General features: G+C 34.8%; 19 protein-coding genes and 1 riboswitch. Of the genes, 16 read left to right on the top strand and 3 right to left on the bottom strand.

Features of this window, described 5'->3' with window-relative positions:
* Window positions 1-60 precede the first annotated feature (60 nt).
* From rlmD to BFJ97_RS19750, 10 genes are all read left to right on the top strand, one after another.
* Window positions 61-1,434: a 23S rRNA (uracil(1939)-C(5))-methyltransferase RlmD gene (rlmD, locus tag BFJ97_RS19795; RefSeq protein WP_068986367.1), complete on the top strand. Its 1,374-nt coding sequence runs from the start codon at window positions 61-63 to the stop codon at window positions 1,432-1,434.
* A 430-nt stretch (window positions 1,435-1,864) separates the two neighbouring features.
* A riboswitch (cyclic di-GMP riboswitch) is annotated at window positions 1,865-1,951 on the top strand.
* Between the two features lie 143 nt (window positions 1,952-2,094).
* On the top strand, window positions 2,095-2,469 hold the full coding sequence (locus BFJ97_RS19790; RefSeq protein ID WP_068986366.1) for a hypothetical protein: 375 nt from the start codon (window positions 2,095-2,097) through the stop codon (window positions 2,467-2,469).
* A 44-nt stretch (window positions 2,470-2,513) separates the two neighbouring features.
* Entirely contained in the window at window positions 2,514-3,227 is a 714-nt protein-coding gene (locus tag BFJ97_RS19785) for a hypothetical protein (protein ID WP_068986365.1), read from the top strand.
* Between the two features lie 41 nt (window positions 3,228-3,268).
* Window positions 3,269-4,348 (top strand): methyl-accepting chemotaxis protein, encoded by a 1,080-nt coding sequence (locus tag BFJ97_RS19780; protein WP_068986364.1) that lies wholly within the window; start codon window positions 3,269-3,271, stop codon window positions 4,346-4,348.
* Window positions 4,349-4,794: 446 nt separating this feature from the next.
* Window positions 4,795-5,757, top strand: a complete 963-nt coding sequence (locus BFJ97_RS19775; RefSeq protein ID WP_068986398.1) for a tRNA dihydrouridine synthase — start codon at window positions 4,795-4,797, stop codon at window positions 5,755-5,757.
* 594 nt (window positions 5,758-6,351) lie between these two features.
* The gene (locus tag BFJ97_RS19770; RefSeq protein WP_068986363.1) at window positions 6,352-7,029 is read left to right on the top strand and encodes a hypothetical protein; all 678 of its coding nucleotides are present in this window, start codon (window positions 6,352-6,354) and stop codon (window positions 7,027-7,029) included.
* 318 nt (window positions 7,030-7,347) lie between these two features.
* Entirely contained in the window at window positions 7,348-7,920 is a 573-nt protein-coding gene (locus BFJ97_RS19765) for an imm11 family protein (RefSeq protein WP_068986362.1), read from the top strand.
* A 287-nt stretch (window positions 7,921-8,207) separates the two neighbouring features.
* A complete protein-coding gene (locus tag BFJ97_RS19760; RefSeq protein WP_068986361.1) occupies window positions 8,208-8,801 on the top strand; it encodes a hypothetical protein in 594 nt (197 codons plus the stop codon).
* A 427-nt stretch (window positions 8,802-9,228) separates the two neighbouring features.
* Window positions 9,229-9,762, top strand: a complete 534-nt coding sequence (locus BFJ97_RS19755) for a hypothetical protein (RefSeq protein WP_068986360.1) — start codon at window positions 9,229-9,231, stop codon at window positions 9,760-9,762.
* A 52-nt stretch (window positions 9,763-9,814) separates the two neighbouring features.
* Window positions 9,815-10,201 (top strand): hypothetical protein, encoded by a 387-nt coding sequence (locus tag BFJ97_RS19750; protein WP_068986359.1) that lies wholly within the window; start codon window positions 9,815-9,817, stop codon window positions 10,199-10,201.
* A gap of 423 nt (window positions 10,202-10,624) precedes the next feature.
* Here BFJ97_RS19750 and BFJ97_RS19745 read toward each other — a convergent pair whose 3' ends face one another.
* Window positions 10,625-10,825, bottom strand: coding sequence for an alpha/beta-type small acid-soluble spore protein (locus tag BFJ97_RS19745; RefSeq protein WP_068986358.1), 201 nt, complete (start codon window positions 10,823-10,825; stop codon window positions 10,625-10,627).
* Window positions 10,826-11,011: 186 nt separating this feature from the next.
* Here BFJ97_RS19745 and BFJ97_RS19740 point away from each other — a divergent pair, with 186 nt between their 5' ends.
* From BFJ97_RS19740 to BFJ97_RS19730, 3 genes are all read left to right on the top strand, one after another.
* Entirely contained in the window at window positions 11,012-11,506 is a 495-nt protein-coding gene (locus BFJ97_RS19740; RefSeq protein ID WP_068986357.1) for a DUF1456 family protein, read from the top strand.
* Between the two features lie 211 nt (window positions 11,507-11,717).
* Window positions 11,718-11,915, top strand: a complete 198-nt coding sequence (locus BFJ97_RS19735) for a hypothetical protein (protein ID WP_068986356.1) — start codon at window positions 11,718-11,720, stop codon at window positions 11,913-11,915.
* Window positions 11,916-12,200: 285 nt separating this feature from the next.
* Window positions 12,201-12,884: a hypothetical protein gene (locus tag BFJ97_RS19730; RefSeq protein ID WP_068986355.1), complete on the top strand. Its 684-nt coding sequence runs from the start codon at window positions 12,201-12,203 to the stop codon at window positions 12,882-12,884.
* Window positions 12,885-13,083: 199 nt separating this feature from the next.
* On the opposite strand, the gene BFJ97_RS19725 is transcribed toward BFJ97_RS19730, so the two are convergent.
* Together BFJ97_RS19725 and BFJ97_RS19720 are read right to left on the bottom strand one after the other, a co-directional pair.
* Complete coding sequence (locus BFJ97_RS19725) at window positions 13,084-14,778, bottom strand: methyl-accepting chemotaxis protein (protein WP_068986354.1); 1,695 nt, start codon at window positions 14,776-14,778, stop codon at window positions 13,084-13,086.
* Window positions 14,779-15,044: 266 nt separating this feature from the next.
* On the bottom strand, window positions 15,045-16,040 hold the full coding sequence (locus tag BFJ97_RS19720) for a M23 family metallopeptidase (protein ID WP_068986353.1): 996 nt from the start codon (window positions 16,038-16,040) through the stop codon (window positions 15,045-15,047).
* Window positions 16,041-16,202: 162 nt separating this feature from the next.
* Between BFJ97_RS19720 and BFJ97_RS19715 the strand changes: the two genes are divergently transcribed.
* From BFJ97_RS19715 to yhbH, 3 genes are all read left to right on the top strand, one after another.
* Window positions 16,203-17,468, top strand: a complete 1,266-nt coding sequence (locus BFJ97_RS19715) for a saccharopine dehydrogenase NADP-binding domain-containing protein (protein WP_068986352.1) — start codon at window positions 16,203-16,205, stop codon at window positions 17,466-17,468.
* Window positions 17,469-17,681: 213 nt separating this feature from the next.
* Window positions 17,682-19,577 carry a PrkA family serine protein kinase gene (locus BFJ97_RS19710; RefSeq protein ID WP_068986397.1) on the top strand — a complete coding sequence of 632 codons (1,896 nt, stop codon included), beginning with the start codon at window positions 17,682-17,684 and terminating at the stop codon, window positions 19,575-19,577.
* A gap of 189 nt (window positions 19,578-19,766) precedes the next feature.
* On the top strand, window positions 19,767-20,924 hold the full coding sequence (gene yhbH, locus BFJ97_RS19705) for a sporulation protein YhbH (protein WP_068986351.1): 1,158 nt from the start codon (window positions 19,767-19,769) through the stop codon (window positions 20,922-20,924).
* The last annotated feature ends 1 nt before the right edge of the window (window position 20,925 follow it).

Here is a 20,925-nt window from a genome sequence, read left to right as displayed (position 1 = left end):
GTTCTTTTTTCATCCGCCAACACATGCTACAATAAAGAGATTGAAATGGAGGATGTACGAATGTCAGCACCCGTGAAAAAGAATGACCGATTAACAGTTTATATAGAAGATTTAACACATGATGGCAATGGCGTTGCAAAGGTCGACGGCTATCCATTATTTATCCAAGGGGCACTTCCTAATGAGACAGCGGAAGTTCATGTTTTAAAAACGTTAAAAAATTATGGCTTTGCGAAAGTTGTAGATATTCTTAAGCCATCGCCAGATCGAGTAGAGGCGCCTTGTGAATATTTCAAGCAATGTGGTGGTTGCCAATTACAACATCTGTCTTATGAGGGGCAGTTAAAATGGAAAGAGAATATGGTGCGAAATGTCATGCAACGTATTGGTAAAATTGATGCGCCTGTTCTACCTGTGAAAGGCATGGAAGAGCCTTGGCAATATCGTAATAAAGCCCAAATTCCTTTCTCTTCGAATGAAGCAGGACAAGCAATTGCTGGCTTCTATAAAACGAAGTCTCACAGCATTGTGGATATGGAGCGTTGCTTAATTCAGACAGGTGAAGCGGATGCTATTCTTACAGGCTTGAAAAAGGAATTAGCGGCAATCGGTATTCGACCATACAATGAGCTAACACATGAGGGAATGCTACGCCACGTAGTTATTCGTAAAGCACGAGCAACTGGTGAAGTCATGGTTGTTCTCGTAACGAAAAAGAAAAAATTCCAGCAAAAAGAAGCAGCTGTTGCGACAATCCAGAAGCTTGTCCCGAATGTCACATCCATTATGCAAAACGTTAACAGCGACAAAACGAACGTTATTTTCGGTGATGAAACCGTGAACCTGTGGGGCAAGGACGTTATTATCGATACAATTGGTGATGTTCGCTTTGAAATTTCAGCACGTTCATTTTATCAAGTAAACCCTGAGCAAACGGAAGTCCTTTACAAACAAGCATTAGACTACGCTGACTTGCAGGGTGATGAACGAGTAATAGATGCTTACTGTGGAATTGGTACCATTTCATTATTCCTTGCAGAAAAAGCAAAGGCTGTTATGGGGGTTGAAATTGTCCCACAAGCTATTGAAGATGCAAAACGCAACGCAGCATTAAATGGCTTTACGAATACGTATTTCGAGGCCGGCCCAGCAGAGGAAGTGATCCCACGCTGGTATAAGGAAGGCAAGGAAGCGGATGTCCTAGTAGTGGACCCACCACGCAAAGGCTGCGATGAGGCTCTTCTTCAGACGATTTTAGAGCAACGTCCTAAACGTGTTGTTTATGTGTCCTGTAACCCAGGTACACTAGCGCGTGATCTCCGTATTTTGGAGGATGGGGGCTATCAAACACAGGAGATTCAGCCAGTGGATATGTTCCCACATTCAACGCATGTGGAGTGTGTCTCGCAACTCATTTTAAAAGAAGGTATCTAACATTTGCAGTTGTCTTTCGATACACTGTATATATTACTTGTACTCACAAAGGCGTAATGAATACTACCGTTGTGAGTACAAGTAATGAAGTTTTGAAAAGAGTAGCGTTATAAAAAAGAGTGGAATTTTAGGATGTAGCCTAAATTCCACTCTTTTTTATCGTTACATAACGCATTTATGAAAAATGAAGTTGATTCTTCTTAGATGAATGTGAAAGAATAGGCAGCCATTTGCTTTTCCTACAATCTGGGCATGATTAGAAATTCCCTCTTTAAAAAAATCACCAAACAGTATTTTCTTGTCCATTCCTTTAAATATACGGAAAAATTCTCTAAATCTTCCGATATTACTTAGAGAAAAATACCTACAGTCGACAAAAATTTACAAAACATTTATAATCTAATAGTATTATGTCAGCGTAATTTTAATAAATTGAAAACGGCAAACTTATCGAAAGGTAAGGACGCAAAGCTACGAGTCTAAAATCCTCTTGGAAAATGATAGTCGGGTTGCCAAGATGATAAGCGATTTTTTGGCTATCCTAATTATGTTCAGGGATAGTTTTTTTGTGGAAAAAATCAAAGGACTGAATAGGTATTTATTAATATTTATTACAAAAATGCTAACAGCTTTAAGAAAATTATAAAAAGGAGATTTGAGATGATAGTCGTTGATAAAGAGAAATATAAAATGGCGATTTATGAAGCAAAAAAAGAAGTACACGTCCAAATAATAGGGTTTATAAAACCAGCGCTTGTAGAGGATTATTTAAAAGATTTGACAGAGACAGGGTCAAAAGTACAGAAAAATACCTATACATTTGTTGTTGATGCAACACATCAATCACCCCTCCCTTCAAAGATTTCTGCAGAGCTAGGACAAACATTAATGTTTTATGCTTCACTAGGCTTTAAAGATATATTTATTGTTAATCCAACCTCTAAAATTGCCTATGTGCAAGTGCGAAATGCTTTAGAGGGAGTTAATTTCCCAGGAACCGTAGTCGACAATGTTTCGCAATTACCAATGCGTTAGTCTTTAATTAACTATAATCACATTTTGAAAAAGAGGAATTTAGGATGCAAACAATTCAAGAATTATATACTTATGAAATCCTTACAAAGGACCAACCAGATTTAATTGAAAAGACAGCAGAATGTTTAGCAAAAACATTTATTGGGGTAGAGGTTGCTGGCAAATGGGTGCAAGAACCGATTATCGGGTACGCCTTAAAACTACCTTACGAAGATTTCTATCAATTTACGAAGGAATATATTGAAGCAAATGTTCATCAAGGATACTGTGCTGTTGCACTAGATCAAGAGCAAAATGTTGTAGGCGCATTAGTTGGAGATACGAATGTCTTTGAAATTATCAAAGAGGATATTTTTGAAGGCACGTTTGCAGATATGAATATTGTTATGCGTGTATTAGAGGATATTGATGAACGTTTCCTAGAAGATTATAAAAATCGTTATGGAAAAGATATGGAAGATGGAGAAGTATTACATTTATTTTTATTAGGTGTAATTGGTGAGCATAATCGTCATGATATAGTACAAAATTTAGGCGATGTATTAATAAAGAAAGCAACAGAAGAAGGCTTAAGATTAGTATTAGCTGAAGCGACAAATCCAAAGTCAATGCGTGTGCTGGAGAAGTATCATGGCTTGACAAAATATGTGAACGTAGATGGGGATTTTATTGTTCATAAATATGAAAGCAATGAAAATCTAAGCAGTATTCCACCGACTGTAGCAGATGGAATTTACATCATTGTAAAAGAACTATAAAATTTCATCACTAATACGTTAGTAGAATAGGAGAATTTTTCATGGAAGCTATTATGCTAGGAATTATTGTAGTTTTATTATGTACATCTTTGTATTTTGCTTACCGATATTTTTCACTTAAACGTCATTCCCATATAAATAAAGAGGCACTAAATGGAATGCATGAAATATCAGCAGGTCAAGTAAGTGAACAATTTAATAAATTCGCAAATAATGTGAATGAAAAAAGTAAAAATCTTTTAGAACATGGAGATTACGCAACTGAGAAGGCTGATACTGTAAGGGCCGCAATCGATGAAGTCGGTAAAGGATTAAAAAAGCAACTAGTCGCTACTGAAGAGAGTGCTACTTCTATCGAAGACATCACAGTGGCTATTGAAGAGCTATCTATAAGATCTAACCAAATTTCAGAACAATCGAATACGACGTTAGAATTAACGCAAGAAGGAAATGAAAAGTTAAAAGATTCGTTGGTGAAAATGGAGCATTTTAATCAAACGATTAATACGACATTTGATGCAATCAATATACTTGGAGAAAAATCGTACGAAATTGGTAATATTGTTAAAGTAATTACAGGGATTTCAGAGCAAATAAATTTATTAGCATTGAACGCAGCTATCGAAGCAGCTCGTGCAGGAGAACACGGTAAAGGGTTTGCTGTAGTTGCTGATGAGGTTCGTAAATTGGCTGAACAATCACGTCAGTCAGCTGATGAAGTTTCGAATATTGTAAAAAATATTCAAGAAGAGACGAACAAAGTTGTCATATCAATGAAGCAAGGAACAGAAGAGTTTGAACAAACAAATACTAAAATACTAGAAATCGGGAATATGTTCGAAAAAATTGTAGATACTACAAAAATTATTGCTGAAAATAATGTGGAATCATCTGCAAGTACAGAAGAACTTTCTTCAAGCTCTCTGCAAATTATGGAAGCAATGAAGGATATTTCTTTCATTTCGCGAGAATCAGTAGAAATGTTTGAAGAGTTAGTTGGAATTAGCGATGATGAATTAAATACAATGCAAAAACTAGTTCAAGAAGCAGAGTATCTTGTAGATTTAAAAAATGATGCAGAAAAATTACTTTCTTCATTAAATCATGGAAGTAATGATTAGCAGCCGGTTACATAAAGCTACCTGCAATCCTATGTTGCCTCAAACACTCAGCACATAGTGAATGCTGTTCGTAACTTGGAATAGCTAACTTAATATTCGTTGAAATTAAAAAGCAGACGGTTTAGAAATGCGATATTGCACCTCTAATAGGCCGTCTGCTTTTACTGTTATTTTACAGTACCGCAACTGGCTAGTCTCACCACAATGTGAAGGGATAGCTTGGTTGGTATAATAGAAAAGCAGTTAATATAGAAAAATTACCATTCAGCACCGACTTTCGTTAAAATAAACATTGCCGATTTTCACAAATTATAAATGTCCATATGTACTTGTATTGATAATAAGTTATTAAGCATGATATAAGTGTAAAAGAAGTGGAACATTTGGCTTTATCTTTTTGATTGAGAGTTGAAGGTGTATCCATAGTGAGAGGATTTGAGTTTGAAATGATAGATAATTTTTGGCGTGATTTACCACGACCATTTTTTGTACTTGCACCAATGGAAGATGTGACAGATGTTGTTTTTCGTCACGTAGTAAGTGAAGCAGGTCGACCGGATGTATTTTTCACAGAGTTTACAAACTCGGATAGCTATTGTCATCCAGAGGGCATGAAAAGTGTGCGTGGTCGTTTGATTTTTACAGAAGATGAACAGCCAATGGTGGCACATATTTGGGGGGATAATCCCGAATATTTCCGTCAAATGAGTATTGGTATGGCAGAGCTAGGATTTAAAGGTATCGATATTAATATGGGTTGCCCTGTACCGAATGTGGCATCGAGAGGGAAAGGTAGTGGCCTTATTCTGCGTCCTGACGTTGCGGCAGAACTTATTCAAGCAGCGAAAGCGGGTGGACTACCTGTCAGCGTGAAAACACGACTTGGCTATAACGATGTAAATGAGTGGCAAGAGTGGCTAACGCATATTTTAAAACAGGATATTGCGAACCTTTCTATTCATTTACGTACAAGAAAGGAAATGAGCCAAGTAGATGCGCATTGGGAGCTAATTCCGGAAATCAAAAAATTACGTGACCGTATCGCACCAAATACGCTACTAACAATCAATGGAGACATTCCTGACCGTCAAACTGGGCTGCAGCTTGCTGAACAATACGGGATTGATGGCGTTATGATCGGGCGAGGTATTTTTAAAAATCCTTTTGCTTTTGAAAAAGAGCCAAAAGAACATAGCAGTAAAGAGTACCTTGATCTTTTAAGACTGCAGCTCGATCTTCAAGATCAATATGCGGAAGCACTACCACGTTCAATCACAGGGCTGCATCGCTTTTTCAAAATTTATGTCAAAGGATTCCGTGGAGCTGGTGAATTAAGAAATCAATTGATGAACACGAAATCAACAGATGAAGTGCGTGCATTGCTTGATAACTTTGAAAAAGAATGTTGATGGGACGGGGACAGTGAAATGATGTAACTCTTAAGAATGTAATAAACCCACCAGCATCCTTATGTTGCCACACCACTCTGAGCATATGGAGTGCGTAAGAAAGCTAATTTTAAAAGGAAGAAAGTAAAGCCTTTAGCAATAATTAGTTTTAATTTAATATTAAATTAAAGAAGCTGTTGCTTTTGTTTTTTTAATGGTACGGAAATATCTTCCGTGCCATTTTCTTTTGCAATGAAGCCCTTCTGATTGATCCCACATTAACTGTCTGTAAAGCAAGATACCCCCACTGCTTAAAGTATCACTTGATCCTTCTCTCACACAGTATATCTAACTACTAAAATTCAAATTTTCCCGACCTTCAGTATTATTTTTTTGTTTATTCAGAATAATAGTTCGTATGGATGTTGACTTTTTAACTATGGTTTAATAGCATATTTACAGATAAAAATAACCAAATAATACCTAAATAATTATGTGATTAACATATATGTAATTAACTTTGATATAGGATGCAAAAAAATGAATTAATGAAGAACTGTACAAAGGAAGGACATGGGAAACAATAACAACTAAAAAATTAGGGAAGTGTACACGATGATAGAAAAAGATTACGAGATAATTTTAAGAATTTTCGAAGAATACGGATCCTTATATAAAGTGTTACTTAATAAAGTTGAAGATATAGGAAATGAAACAGTTCTTTGGAGCAATTCTTATCTAGAATTATACCCATATCAATATGAATTAGATCAATTACCAAAACCGAAAATTTATAAAAAGGAACCGAAATCTAAGGAAGGAATTATTGTGAATAGGCTAAAAAACAATGAACTGTATTTTTCTTATCATGCTGAAAATAAGGGCTGGGGAAGTTCTTTCATTATAAATGAAGTTGAAAAGAAAATTTGTCTTAGATTTCTAAATAACGATGATGACGAAATGGTTATAAGTCAAGTTTATTGTATAATATATGAAGGATCTGTGATAGAAAAAATATTATTCTACACAAGGGACGATGATATGGACGAAGAAACGTTTATGGTTGATAGATATTCATATAACGACAATTCGACTGTTCATACTATTATTAGAGACGGTTTCTTTGAAGAAAAAATAAAAATTTTACCCACAAGGACATTTAGATTTGAGTATGTAAATGGAGATGTACTTATTTACTCGAAACAATTGAAAAAAAATCTAAAAGTTGTTGAAGATCTATTGTATACCTCTAGAAAGGCAAAAAAAATAAACAGTGGAATCAGAGACAGGTAATGCGAAACGAAAATAGGAAATTAAGATTAGAGTGTAAGGAATTGTAATTAGCGGATGCGGTAGGATCTGATTCCAAAACTCCATGTAGAGAAGAATAAACTTTCTTTTCTACATGTTTTTTTTGTTAGAAATGGAACTGGTTTAATTCATGTATTTCGTGAACACCACACTATCATTCGGAGAGTAAGTATATAACCCGAATCAACGGAACTAGCGGGTGGAAATCACAGGCTATACAGGATTTAATAAATGAACAAAGAGAAGAGTTAAGACATGGGAAAGTCAAACTACGCTGTAAGGATACGAGGGGGGATGATTATGTATCATAAATTATCATGTTTTTATAAAAGGGATGTGTTCTTCTTTTATAGCGACGAGAATAGATACGATAGGGGAGAATTGGAGGAAGGAAATCGCTGTCAAGTAGATGGGGATCTAACATATATTGTGGATAAATTTGACACTTATCTATTGGCATATGATATTTTACCAACTGTAGGTCCACCTTTAGTAAGTGTAAAATTTAAAGAAATAATTGAACGACATTGTGAAAATGATTGTATCTTTATTCCAGTTGAAATAAAATCAACAGAAACAAAAGACCACAATAATGATTTTTTTGCAATGATTGTTTCAAACTCTGTAGTTTGTCTTAATAAAGAAAAATCTGAGTATAAACCATCGATAAAATCAATACCTGATGGTCCGATTAGTATTAACCATGTTGTATATATTCCTGATTCTCTCGGTGTGCATCATATCGTTAGAATGGAAGAATCTAAACATTTGATTATTGTGGATGAAGTTTTTGTGAATTTGTGTAAAGAAAATAAAATTAATGGAGTAACTTTTATTAAAGAGGGCAGTTTGCAACGTCCAGAATATCTATAGATATAATAAAGGAAAGATAAATAATAAACCGATTTAAATCAATGTAATTAATTTTTAGCAATAAATCCATTGGCAGGGTTTATTGCTTTTTCTCTGACGATGTTCAATTAAAGTACAAGGCCTATGACGATATTGTTTTTGCGAAAGATAATCATACGCAAGTAGCCTTTGATTTCTTGTGTATTAGAGATGAAATTAATGTGCTGTGTATTTAGTGTTTAATCCATATGACACTCCGTGCTCAAAAACATGAGTGAGTAACCTCTATTTACAGAAAGGAAAAAAATATGACATATATAATTAGTAGGCTTTTTAGCCATGAGCCGAATGAACTACTCAATAGACCAAGGGTATCATATAAAATTAGTGAGTATGTTTTCGATTATATAAAAGAAAACATTCTCATTCCCAATAAACTTTTGAAGGATGATAAAGTTGATTATAGTTTCACACTTAGTTTTGTAGTATTCGACTCAGAGTTACATAAATTTTTTTATGAAACTCCGTTTAATACAGAAGAAAATAATTTTCGACCAGATACAAAACCCCAAAAAATTAATGGGGTAAAGGAAGTTTCTATTAGAGTTGTTTCTAAGAAAATATCTGCGATAATACTTCCTTCAGATTATGCAGATATAGTCTATGATATGTTCGGTTCTTTTTTAGTGGCTAGTTTCCCAAAAAAAGTAACTAAGGAGAAAATGGATGAGTCGAAAAAAGGGTTAAACTATACTTATATCAATAGTATTCCCTTTCCCGCACCATTTGAAGAGCAGAAATATAATGCCGATAGCAGTAGTTATCACAAATCAGTAGATTTTAATGCTATTTCAGAGGAAATAATAATAAAGGATGTTTACAAAAAGCACTTTGGTTTTTGATTCTCTGGTATTCTCCCTATGAAGTTGACAGATGAAAAAAATAACTATAGAACTATAATGAGGAGATTTCGTGTATAATCATATGCCCGAAAATTTCATGCCGATAGCAACAGTTGGAAATGAAATATATGGGACCAAGAATATTAAAATGTTTTAAATGCAAAAAATGAGAGGGTATCTATACTTGCAAAAATCACTAGATGTTCAATTTATATAAATAAACTTAGAAGTGGCAATAAATTCATTAATTAGGGTTTATTGCCCTTTGTTTTTGCTTTATTTAAACATAACAAAAAGCGCCCTGTTTCAAAACGAGACGAACAGTCGCATGTTTTTACATTACATGTGATTCGTAAGGATTAAAAAACTCGGTGGTTATTGTAAAAAAATATATATTTACATCTAATAAAATGGAAGGGGGATTTAATTGTTTGCTCAATGCATTCCTTTTGATGATCATGTGAGAGGTAGAATAGGTGGTAATCCTCCAAAATTGATTGAAGAACAAATACCTGATGATTACAGGTTTTATGCAACTCTAGTTCATCCAGGAAAGGAGAATGGTATGCTTTCTATTATTATTCATAAGAATTTTGATACTTTATTAGAAAAAAATATTTATCCTTCAATTGAAGTAAGAGTAATAGAGCATAAATACTCCGAAATTAGAAGCAATTCTGGTAAAAGTATTTTAGAGTTAGGTATGAACTCAATAAGCGATTATTCGGAAAACCAAGGGAATAATTTTTTGTTTATTAAAGTTTTGGGAGAACCACGTCTTATTCAACCTAAAAGTTATTATTATAAAGAGTTAGAAAATAATAATTATTCCTTTTTTCTGCAAATAGAGGAGGAAGGCTATAGTGCTAATATGGATTATGTGTTTATGTACGGTGCGTTATATCTATATAGGCATAATGAAACAGGAGAGGTCATTGCTGGTTTCTGGCAATGCTCTTGAACAACCTAGCTATTATAGTGTTCGAAAATATTAACAGAAGGTGGTAATAAATATGATTACAATTAACGATTTTAACCGAATCGGTGAATATCTTTTTAGATTTATTTATAACCTAGGTGAAATAACTTATAGCTCTGTAGTATCTTTTAAAGAAGCATGTACAGATGCTCATTTTAATTCAGTTTTTCCTTTGATCCAAGAAAACTTACTTTGGTTAGAACAAAGTGTTGATACGCTGATGGATCTAATTGAAGAAAAATTACCTGAAAATGTAGATGTTAACGAATTTAAGCAATTACACATTGTTTCATTTTCTTTGAATTTTGAGGAAAATTCTGATGTTCCTATTATTCAAATTGCTTATGGTGATGATGGGGTCTATTTGATAGTAGGTATAAAAGAACAACAAATATTTCTAATCACACTCAATGAAGAATAAGAGTAATATACATTTTTACTATAAATGGAATTGGATAATTGATGTGTTTACAACCTACTCTCAAAATAATTCGTCAACTGTAACTGAAGCCTTAAAAAGCTCTTTGTAGGTTATATTCTTTAAAGCTATGATATGACGGTATATGATCTACTTAGCTGCTTTATATTGCATTTCCTTTATCGTGATGCTGACTTTAAAAAAGGGTTCAAATGAGGATTTACAACCGGTTGAAATAAAATAATGAAAACACGAAAGAACGAATTCCAATCAAAGGGGATTCGTTCTTTTTAGGAAGCTTTAATAGCGCGTTGTCGCCTAGGCTAAAGCGCTACATCCCCAAGGTCACTTCGATCCCTCGGGTAAAAGTGGTAGAGCGTTTATTTTTGCTTCGGGCTCTTTAGCGCTTTAACGCATTTGTTCTTATTATAAACCTCTTGAACGCTTTTCAGCCATTTCTACGAGGCGTTTTGTAATTTCTCCTCCAACAGAACCGTTTGCGCGAGAAGAAGCTTCTGGCCCTAACTGTACGTTAAATTCTTGGGCAATTTCATATTTCATTTGATCTACAGCCTGTTGTACACCAGGTACAAGAAGTTTATTTGAACTACGATTATTGTTAGCCATTTTTCTCACCTCCTTGTGATTAGAATGGTCGAGAGTTTACTTTTCATACATTTAAAAAGAAGGAAATGCGCAGTCTAAATATAATAGGAATTTCAGAAAGCTAGCTGAAAAAGTGATGCTCTCTGTTATAATTAAGCCTGGCATTTTATAATTTAGGCTTTATTAATACATAAAGGAGGTTTTTAAATGACGAATAATGATATATTAATTCGTTTGCGATATGCGCTAGATATTAAAAATAAGGACATGGTTGAAATTTTTAAGCTAGGTGGCATGGATTTTACAAAGGAAGAAGTATTGAACATGCTTATTAAAATTAATGATGAGGAAGAAGCACCTGAAGAATACATCAAATGTAATAATAAAATGGTAGAGGCTTTCTTAAATGGATTTATTACATTTAAACGAGGGCCACAAAAGCCTAAGCCTGGTGAGCCTGAAGGACCACTACCTGTTTCAGGGAAAGAAAGCCCTAATAATATGCTGTTAAAGAAAGTGAAAATTGCATTAGCCTTAACGAGCGAAGACATGTTAGATCTTTTATATGATGGGGGCGTTAGCGTTTCGAAGGGCGAGTTAGGTGCCATTTTAAGAAATCCAGGTCATCGCAACTATAAGGAATGTGGCGATCGATTCGTGAGGAATTTTTTAAGAGGGCTGACATATAAATATAGAGATTAAAATAATGATTAAAAAAGCAGCTGCAATTTTGCAGCTGCTTTTTTGTAAGTGGTTTTACGTAAATTTCTCGATTGGGTAAAAAAATACTGTAAAAAACAAAATTTTCTTAATTAAATCTAGTTGACAAAATGTGGCGAAATTGTGTACACTGTAATTGACACAAAGTTGTCACAAAGGGAAAATAAATGTTCACGAACAGAGGGGTGTTTTTATGTTTGGTTTAGATATTTTATTAGTTGCTATCGCATGTGTTACGATCCCACTTGTTGTTGCTTCAGTTATGTTAGATATCTTTTATGCAGAAAAGAAACAAGTTCGTTTTTCATTACGCCGTACATCTTTGTGGTATGTGAGTATGTTTACTGTATCATTTGTACCGGCAGTCCTAGTTATGACAATAAATGGATAATTAACTTTTATACGAATAATCATTTAGGGGTGAATGATTATTAAAAAATCATAGTAACAGCTACAACGTTTTATAATTGCGTTGTAGCTGTTTTTTCTTTACGCCCTGAATAAAATCGAGGGGGATATCTCAAAGATTTACAATCCGTTTTAAAGTTTGATGTTAGTGTTAGCAATGTAGATAATTCCCACAGAAATTAAGAATGAAAAGATAATCGTTAGAATAAAATTTCTACTAATATGGATGCAATTTTTCTATTGATTATCTTTTGAAGGTGGGATACGGATGAAAACCTTTTTTCTCTTTTTTCTAGGGTTTATCTATTTATTACTAGCAAATGCAGTCGGAACAGCCATATTTAGTAAGGTTTATTTCTTAATTGGTTTAGGGCTAGTAATAGCAGGTGTTATTCGGTATGTGAAAGAACGATATGTTTATATTAGCTGGTTGAATGAAATGAAAGAGGCAAGTGAGGAGGAGCTAATGGCTATTCCTCATACACATTGCATCATATCAAATGATTGTTTAAGTGCTTTATTATTAAATGAGCCTACAAATACACTTTTCCTCGCAAGTAGAGAACATTTAGAAGAGGAATTGATTAAACAAGAAATCCCTTTTAATAAAATATATGAAGTTGCTATAGTAGAGGACGAAATGTATATTGCAAGAACTAGTAATAACTTAATAAGTAGCTCATTACTAGGTGAAGATCTCGATATAGAAGAGGAATTAGATGAAGAGGACGCTGAGGATAACGAAGTATCTCAATTGACGTTGAAAATTGTAGCTGATAACTTATCTGACCCTATTTTAGAATATGTTTTTATGGATAACAGTGAGCCGATATCACGGGAAGAGGATGACTATCAAGAAGCGCTAGAGTTATGTGAGGAATGGTTTCAGAAAATTAGTGTTATTATTAAACGCTATGAGCTTGAAAGGGTACCAATTAGACATTGGCAATAAGATTATCTACAAGTAGAAAGCTATCTCGAACGTAATGTCGAGATAGCTTTTTTTGGTAAATGCTCAGGTGTGCCAGAGAAATGATCAGGTATCATCTCAAAGTGCTCGGGAGCATCAAATAAGTGATCAGACGCCTCCAGGAAAGCCCCCAGTCGGAACGGAGATCAACCATACTTTATGATGATGAGCTACTTATACTTTATATTTTAAATTGCTGTAGTTGTGAGTTTAACTCCTCAGCCATTCCAGCGAGCTGATTTGCGCTCTTTGAAATTTCGTCCATAGTAGCGGCTGTTTCCTCTACCGTTGCTGTTGTTTGTTCGACGCCAGCTGCAGACTCTTGAGAAATAGAAGCCATTTCATCAATGGCGGCATTGATGGATTTGGAATTGTGAGCAACTTTATTTAGATTACCTGAAATGGTATTTATATTAAGAATCATATCCTCAACAGCTACCGAAATTTGTTCAAATGTTTCATTTGTTTGATTTAGTTGTGTTGTTCCTCTTTTTACTTCCTCATAGCCTGATTGTAAAGCAGTTGTTACATTGCCCGTTTCACCTTGAATACGGTTGACGATTGTTGAAATATCAGTGACAGAAAATTGGACTTGTTCTGCAAGCTTACGAACTTCATCGGCTACTACAGCAAAACCTTTTCCATGCTCTCCGGCACGTGCAGCTTCGATGGCAGCATTTAAGGCAAGTAAATTTGTTTGATTTGAAATGTCGTCAATGACTGAAACAAGTTTGGAAATTTCAGCGGACTGTACATTTAAGCCCTCAACTTTTTTCACTGAATCTAAAACAATTTCATTAATGGCAGCCATTTGTTGTGTGGATTGTACCATTAACTCTTTACCTGTAGTTGTTAGATTTTGCACATGATCGGAGTGCTCTTTTAATTCAATACCTTCTTGTGTTGTTTCATGAATACTCTGTTGGAAAGAAATCATTGTTTCGGCTAAATCACCTGCTGTGGATGCTTGTGTTTCTGTACCAGAGGCTAGTTCCTGCATAGTCACGGTAATTTGTTCTGTGCCTGTTTGTACTTCATTAGAAGATTGAGCAAGCTCTTCGCTACTAGCTGCTACTGTTTCGGAAACAGTATGAATAGAGCTGATCGTTTGCTTTAATTTTTCATTCATTTCATTCGCTGAAAGCATTAATTGACCAATCTCATCTTGGTTAGTTATTGGAAGTAGTTCATGTTGTAAATTACCGTTGGCTAATTCGCTCATACGCTTTGAGACAATCGTAATTGGCTTAGAAATTTGGCTAGCAGTGATTATGGCAATTAGAATACCTACAATTGTCAATACTATACTAACAATTAGCCCAATTGTTTTATTGTTTAAGCTTGTAGATACTACGTTTTCTCCTACTTTCGTAATTTCATCTGAGCGAGTATTGGCTAATTTTTCATAACCATCACGAACTTCAGTTACAAGATCATTAGTAGCCGTTAAATTTTTTATTGCTAATTCTTTATTGCCTTTTTTATAGACATCGAATACCTCAGTATTGACACGATTGCTCCACTCGCGTGCCATTTCTACCAGCTTCTCACGCTCAGGATTTTTATCGTATTTTTCCATGATACTATTGCTTTCCTCAGCAATTTTACGATATTCATTAAAAGTTTCTATGTATTTTTCATTACCTGATACAACATAGCTTAAAGCTGCAGAGAGACGAACGTTCACAGACAATGCTAAATTTTTACTTGCCATTAAGACCATTAAATCTTCCTTTACTAAATCTTCAGCTTGTTTTTCCATCTTAGAATTGGAAATGTAAGTATAGGTATTAAAACAAACAACTAATACGATTAAAAGAATAAATGCACTTAATATTCGGGCTTTAAGTGTTTTAAACTGAAAAATCCCTTTCATCTTTTCCCATCCTTTCCTTTTTCAATTGTTATATTACAAATATTATTTTATAACTAAATCTATTTATAAATAAGTACTTTTGGTGGAAAAAATAAAAATAGTTTTTTAGTACAATAACACTTTGATGTGAATGATGCGAGTAGTTAAATGTATGTATTTTTATAAAAATTCTGAAAATTACTTAATACCTTTATGAATTTTTACCTACCTAATGAAAAGAGCACTTACTGTAAAAATGCAGTAAGTACTCTAAAATGTTTTTGTAATTATTGTTTTGCTTTTTTTGCTAGTCGTTCCCATTGTAGTAATGATGGATACGGATCAAATGCCCATTCTGTACGTCCATTGAACTTATATATGCCATAGTGAAGATGAGGTGGGAATTTTCCGGATGTTCCTTCTTTACCATAGCCAGAGCTACCAACATAACCGAGAACAGTTCCTGGTTCAACAATGTCTCCTACTTCAATCTCCTTATTATAGCTCCCGAGATGGGCATAATAATGATAGGAGTTATGATTGTCTCGAATTCCAATACGCCAACCACCAAATTGGTTCCAACCCTTTATTTCGACGACTCCATAGGAGGTAGAAAGTACTGGAGTACCATAGCTAGCGAAAATATCTGTGCCTTCATGAATACGGCGTCCACCCCAGCCCCTATTGGCACCCCATGTACTCCGATAACTGTAATCGTAATTAGTAGGAACGGGGAATGTGTGGGCATCGAGCTCAGTTGTTTTGAAATGACTATACATTTTGGAAATGGTGAAGATTTGATTTACAGCCTGTTCACTTCCGTAATACTCCCATAAAGCTAATTTAAAATCCTCATCACTTGTTCCAAATCTACTTAAAAATGTAGCCATGGAGAAAATTATATCGACATCATCTTTTGGGCTGGCAACTCCGTCACCATTGCCATCTAGTCCCATCCCGCCAAAGTAACTAATTGTTTCTGGACGAGTATCATCTCGTACAGGATTTAAAGCACCTGACCAATATTCATCAGAAAATTGAATGGCAACGATACCATCTCGTTTCGGAATATCTTTACGAACAGATTGCAAATTTCGCTCATATTGGTCAATAGCTGCTAAGAAATGCCATGGGATAAGTAACTCGTCAAATTGTACGTAATAGGCCATACGTTCCTGCACAATTTCTTCTTGGGTTGGTTCTTCTTTTGCTAAAGCAACAGTGGGGAGAGTAAAGCTCAATGAAAGTATCCATGATAACAGGAAAATAAAATGCCGATTCAATAATGGACCTCCTTTCTACAGTTAGAATAACCGAAAAAAATTTTTTCATAAGTCCTTTTACACATCATAAATTGCCAATCTATAACGCCTATTTGAAAGGTTACTACCTAAGTCAAATGCTTTCAAATACATATGCTATTTATATGAAAGTGAGGTGATAGAATGGTAGTATATAACAATTCTATTACGATACTAGGTAGCTGCGGAGGTGTTGCGAAAGCGGTACTTGCGATATTAAATAAAACAGTTCAAGACAAGTCTGATCCTATTAATCCTATTATCGAAAAAAGCATAATTCATTTAGTAGACAAAAGAGAAATTGATCAGAAGTCTCTTGCGCATTCATATCCAAATTTAAAAAATCAGCTTGTCATTCATCAATTTGATTTAATTAATCAAGTAGCATTAATGGAACATTTTAAAAAAACAAATACTACTGTTGTCATTGATGTTTCCTGGGCGGATACAGTAGAAGTGATGAAATGTTGTAATGATCTTGGCATTAATTATGTAAATACAGCATTAGAAAATCCATTTATAGATGAAAATGAGGAATTGTATGAGGGTTTTGGATTGATTGAAAGGATTAGGCATTTAGAAAAACACAAAGAGGAAATTGCAAATGCAGTTGCAATAGTGTGCTCTGGTATGAATCCTGGTGTTGTACAATGGATGGTATTTGAATTGCAAAAGGAAGTGGACGATGATTCATTAGTAGCTTGCTATATTGTTGAGCATGATACTTCTTTCTTTAAGGATAAAAGCAAAGCCAAGAAAAATGTTATTTATACAACTTGGTCACCGGAATGTTTTTTAGATGAAGCTATATTGAGCTATCCCATGTTCATGAGTCAAAGAACTCCTCTATTTTTATATGAAAAAGTGTATGATGTAGAATTTAAAGTGACGCTAGGGGATATACAATTTTTTGGTTGTTTAATGCCTCATGAAGAAGTGTATAGCTTAGGAAAAATGTTGAATGTGGAAAGTGGGTTTCTTTATAAAGTTAATGAGCATACTACTGAGTTAATAACATCTAATATTGATGATTTAGATGTATTATGGAATTTTGAAATGGAAGTGCTTGACCCACTGAATGCTCCATTGGATGGAGAGGATTTATGCGGTATTTTGCTTGTCTATAAAGGACGGGAGAAATATATGTACAATGTTATGAAAAACGAAGAGATTTTTTCTCAGTTTCAAACGAATGCTACGTATTTTCAAGTTGCATGTGGCGTATATGCATCTTTAGCTGTCTTACTAAAAGATAATATTGAGAAAGGTGCTTATTATGTTGATGAACTATTGAAAAATACAACTAATCAGTTTGGAGACTACTTAACTTACTATATGAAGGATTTTGTCATAGGTGAAAATAATCAGTCGGATGGATTATTATTAGAACGAATTAGGAGACGACGTTAAATAATTTTAATCCATCTGCTGGACAAAATGTAGATGGATTTTTTATCTTCATTCAGGGTAATAGGATGATTTTTTAACGTAAAAACCTTTAGTAAATGGTGTAGTTAGGCATTTTGCATAGAAATCTTTAAAGAATGCAAAAAAGTATTGGGTATCATAATGCCATTTCCTTCATACTATGTTATAAATCAAGCCCTGAATGGAGGGAAGGCTATCAACATTTTAGATAAAGTGAAAAGCTATCGCGAAGAAGAAAATCGGCTGAAGTGGGAAGGTACATTTGCAGATTACTTAAATATCATCAAGGAAAGACCTGAAGTTGCTCAAACAGCCCATTCACGCGTCTACAATATGGTAAAAAGTGCTGGTGTAGAGGAACGCGATGGGCAAAAAATGTATGAGTTTTTTGGGCAAGAAATTTTTGGGCTTGAAACAGCAATTGAAAGACTGGTGGAGGAATATTTCCATCCGGCAGCGCGAAGATTGGATGTTAGAAAACGTATTTTGTTATTAATGGGACCAGTTAGTGGTGGTAAATCAACAATAGTGACCTTGTTGAAACGCGGACTCGAACAATTTTCGAGAACAGATGAAGGTGCAGTTTTCGCCATTAAGGGATGTCCAATGCATGAAGATCCTCTACATTTAATTCCACATCATTTGCGTAATGATTTTTATGAGGAGTATGGTATACGAATTGAAGGAAGTTTATCGCCTTTAAATACGATGCGTCTTGAAAAAGAGTACGATGGACGTATTGAAAATGTGATGATTGAACGTATTACTTTTTCTGAAGACAAACGTGTGGGCATAGGAACATTTACGCCATCAGATCCAAAATCACAGGATATTGCCGATTTAACAGGTAGTATTGATTTCTCAACAATTGGAGAATTTGGTTCAGAATCTGACCCTCGTGCTTATCGCTTTGACGGTGAGCTAAATAAGGCAAACAGAGGTATGATGGAGTTCCAAGAAATGTTAAAGCTTGATGAAAAATTCTTGTGGAATTTACTGTCTTTAACACAGGAAGGTAATTTTAAAGCAGGTCGATTTGCATTAATTAGTGCAGATGAGTTAATTGTTGCACATACAAACGAAACGGAATATCGTTCATTTATTTCAAATAAAAAGAATGAGGCGTTGCATTCACGTATTATTGTCATGCCGATTCCGTATAACTTAAAAGTGAGTCAGGAAGAACTGATTTACGAAAAAATGATTAAAGAAAGTGATATGTCACATGTTCATATTGCGCCACATGCATTAAAGGCCGCAGCAATCTTTTCGGTTCTAACAAGACTTGAAGTACCGAAAAAGCAAGGTGTGGATCTTATTAAAAAAATGCGACTGTACGACGGAGAAAATGTGGAGGGATTTAATTCCGTTGACTTAGAGGAGCTTAAAAAAGAGTTTCCAAACGAAGGCATGAACGGTATTGATCCACGGTATATTATTAATCGTATTTCTTCTGCTATTATCCGAAAAGAGGTACCATCTATTAATGCGTTAGATGTTCTGCGAGCACTAAAGGATGGGCTTGACCAGCATGCTTCGATCTCTCCGGAAGATCGAGAAAAATATATGAACTATATTGCAGTTGCTCGAAGAGAGTATGATGATATTGCCAAAAACGAAGTACAAAAAGCTTTTGTTTATTCGTATGAAGAGTCTGCAAAGACATTGATGAATAATTACCTCGATAATGTAGAGGCGTTTTGTAATAAAAATAAAATTTTAGATCCTTTGACTGGTGAAGAAATGAATCCTGATGAAAAATTAATGCGCTCTATTGAGGAACAAATTGGCATCTCGGAAAATGCAAAAAAGGCATTTCGTGAGGAGATATTAATTCGTATTTCTGCGTATGCTCGAAAGGGAAAACGTTTTGACTATAATTCTCATGAAAGATTACGAGAGGCAATCCAGAAGAAACTATTTGCGGATCTCAAGGATGTCGTAAAAATTACAACATCCTCGAAAATGCCGGATGAATCACAGCTGAAGAAAATTAATGAGGTTGTAGCAAGACTTGTTGATGAACATGGCTATAATACAACGTCTGCTAATGAATTATTGCAATATGTAGGTAGTCTGTTAAACCGTTAATGGCTTTGACCTATTCAATGGGAAAATGAAGACTATTGATAGGAGTGATTAGGAGTGTCCCATTTTAGGGCACTCCTTTTATCTTCATTAAAAAAACGAAGTGTAATTGATTTTACTAAAGAAGTTCAAGAAAGCCAATTACTAGCATAGTATAGAAAAAGCAAATTTGATAGATGGGTGAGGATAAAAATGACTGAACACGAAAATAAACGCTTTGTCATCTCTCAGGAAAATTGGTCCCTCCATCGTAAAGGGCACCAGGACCAGCAACGTCATATGGAAAAAGTGAAAGATGCTATCAAGAATAATTTACCTGATTTAGTTAGCGAGGAAAGTATTGTGATGTCCAATGGTCGAGAGGTTATTAAAATTCCTATACGTTCACTTGATGAATATAAAATTCGATATAACTATGATAATTCCAAGCATGTTGGGCAAGGACAAGGAGATAGTAATGTAGGTGATGTGGTTGCACGTGATGCTAGCAGAGGCAATCAGGCTAATGGTCAAGGAAAAGAAGCTGGTGACAAGCCAGGTCATGACTATTATGAAGCTGAAGTAAGCATTGAAGAAATTCAGAATGTGCTATTTAATGAGCTTGAACTACCAAACTTACAACAGAAAGAAAAAGCAGATATTAAAACGGAAAAAATTGAGTTTAACGATATCCGGAAAAAAGGTTTAATGGGGAATGTTGATAAAAAGAGCACAATTCTTAATGCGATAAAGCGTAATGCGATGCAGGGTAAAGCAGAAATTACGCCGATTCATAATGAGGATCTACGTTTTAAAACTTGGGATGAAGTGGAGAAACCTGAATCGAAGGCAGTGGTTCTTGCGATGATGGATACAAGTGGCTCGATGGGCTCCTTCGAAAAATATTGTGCTAGAAGCTTCTTCTTCTGGATGACGAAATTTTTACGCTCAAAGTATGGAACTGTAGAAATTGAGTTTATTGCACATCATACGGAGGCGAAAGTAGTGACAGAAGATGAATTTTTCACGAAGGGAGAAAGCGGAGGAACCATTTGCTCCTCTGCCTATATAAAAGCATTAGACCTAATTCGGGAAAAGTATAATCCTGCTCGCTACAATATTTATCCAGTACATTTTTCTGATGGTGAAAATATTTCAATGGACAATGAAAAGTGCTTGAAGCTAGTCGGAGAGTTAATGAACGTATCGAGCATGTTTGGGTATGGTGAAGTCAATCAGCATAATCGCTTTTCTACACTTATGTACACATACAAAAAAATAGATGACCCTAAATTTAGGTATCATATTTTGAGGAAAAAAGGCGATGTTTACGATGCTTTAAAGAGCTTTTTTAAAAAAAATGAACCTTAAA

Source organism: Lysinibacillus xylanilyticus (assembly GCF_001708185.1).
GTDB classification, from domain to species: domain Bacteria; phylum Bacillota; class Bacilli; order Bacillales_A; family Planococcaceae; genus Lysinibacillus; species Lysinibacillus xylanilyticus_A.
The sequence above is the reverse complement of the archived record's forward strand: the minus strand, read 5'-3'. Positions and strand labels throughout refer to the sequence as shown.

Coding starts and splice junctions, on each gene's coding strand:
- BFJ97_RS19790 (WP_068986366.1), top strand. CDS start 2,095: ATGATAGTCGTTGATAAAGAGAAATATAAAATGGCGATTTATGAAGCA.
- BFJ97_RS19730 (WP_068986355.1), top strand. CDS start 12,201: ATGAAAACCTTTTTTCTCTTTTTTCTAGGGTTTATCTATTTATTACTA.
- rlmD (WP_068986367.1), top strand. CDS start 61: ATGTCAGCACCCGTGAAAAAGAATGACCGATTAACAGTTTATATAGAA.
- BFJ97_RS19775 (WP_068986398.1), top strand. CDS start 4,795: ATGATAGATAATTTTTGGCGTGATTTACCACGACCATTTTTTGTACTT.
- yhbH (WP_068986351.1), top strand. CDS start 19,767: ATGACTGAACACGAAAATAAACGCTTTGTCATCTCTCAGGAAAATTGG.
- BFJ97_RS19745 (WP_068986358.1), bottom strand. CDS start 10,825: ATGGCTAACAATAATCGTAGTTCAAATAAACTTCTTGTACCTGGTGTA.
- BFJ97_RS19740 (WP_068986357.1), top strand. CDS start 11,012: ATGACGAATAATGATATATTAATTCGTTTGCGATATGCGCTAGATATT.
- BFJ97_RS19760 (WP_068986361.1), top strand. CDS start 8,208: ATGACATATATAATTAGTAGGCTTTTTAGCCATGAGCCGAATGAACTA.
- BFJ97_RS19715 (WP_068986352.1), top strand. CDS start 16,203: ATGGTAGTATATAACAATTCTATTACGATACTAGGTAGCTGCGGAGGT.
- BFJ97_RS19735 (WP_068986356.1), top strand. CDS start 11,718: ATGTTTGGTTTAGATATTTTATTAGTTGCTATCGCATGTGTTACGATC.
- BFJ97_RS19765 (WP_068986362.1), top strand. CDS start 7,348: ATGTATCATAAATTATCATGTTTTTATAAAAGGGATGTGTTCTTCTTT.
- BFJ97_RS19785 (WP_068986365.1), top strand. CDS start 2,514: ATGCAAACAATTCAAGAATTATATACTTATGAAATCCTTACAAAGGAC.
- BFJ97_RS19750 (WP_068986359.1), top strand. CDS start 9,815: ATGATTACAATTAACGATTTTAACCGAATCGGTGAATATCTTTTTAGA.
- BFJ97_RS19780 (WP_068986364.1), top strand. CDS start 3,269: ATGGAAGCTATTATGCTAGGAATTATTGTAGTTTTATTATGTACATCT.
- BFJ97_RS19770 (WP_068986363.1), top strand. CDS start 6,352: ATGATAGAAAAAGATTACGAGATAATTTTAAGAATTTTCGAAGAATAC.
- BFJ97_RS19725 (WP_068986354.1), bottom strand. CDS start 14,778: ATGAAAGGGATTTTTCAGTTTAAAACACTTAAAGCCCGAATATTAAGT.